This window comes from Rhizobium sp. YIM 134829 (genome assembly GCF_046546455.1).
This window is the reverse complement of the sequence record NZ_JBKHKI010000024.1, coordinates 1-814: the sequence shown is the minus strand read 5'-3', so window position 1 is coordinate 814 and position 814 is coordinate 1. Positions and strand designations below refer to the sequence as shown.

Below are 814 nucleotides of genomic sequence, written 5' to 3'. Positions count from 1 at the left end.
CGCGAACTGGCACTGCTGGTGCCGCAGCCGACAGCCGGGGACATGAAGCGGATCACCCGACCCGAAGCGGTGCTGACCCTCGACGACATCGACCGGCACAAAGTGACGACCGTACTAGGAAAGGGAACTGCTCAAGTGTTGAGGACTCGACGATGACTTCCTTGGATAAACAGGAATTTTTAGCCTGGGCGTACGACGACCTACTCACGAACACCACGCGCGGCGTGCTGGCGGAGTACATCGTGGCCACAGCGCTCGGCATTCGCGACACGAAGCGCGTGGAATGGGACCAGTACGACCTCGAGACCGACGGTGTCAAGGTAGAAGTGAAATCAGCTGCCTACGTGCAAACGTGGAAGCAATCGCAGCCATCAAAAATTGTGTTCGGCATCCGCCCCACGACGGGCTGGGACGCCCGCACCGACACCTATGCGACCAGCGCACAGCGATCCGTCGGTGAGTACGTCTTCTGCCTGCTCGCAACTGAGCACCGCGAACATATCAATCCGCTCGAAGTCGCGCAATGGAAGTTCTATGTGCTGCCCAAGAGCGAACTCGACCGAAACATGCCGACGCAGAAGACGATTGGACTCGGACCGTTGATCGCCCTCGGTGCGCACCCCTGCACATACGACAAGCTCAAAATTGCCATTCATGAGGCAGCAGCGGTCAATCACGGCGCCTGAAGCGTCGTCCGCCGTCGCATCGACGCCCATAGAGACGCCGTACCGCCCGGTGCGGGCCGCGGCGTGACTCGGACGGAAAAGCGACAAAATACTGCTAACCCGTGTCTCGAAAGTGATCACATTCGAGA

At 59.5% G+C, this 814-nt stretch carries 1 protein-coding gene; it reads left to right on the top strand.

Features of this window, described 5'->3' with window-relative positions:
* The first annotated feature begins 152 nt into the window (after positions 1-152).
* The gene (locus ACLE20_RS15515; protein ID WP_410941216.1) at positions 153-686 is read left to right on the top strand and encodes a hypothetical protein; all 534 of its coding nucleotides are present in this window, start codon (positions 153-155) and stop codon (positions 684-686) included.
* Positions 687-814: the final 128 nt, after the last annotated feature.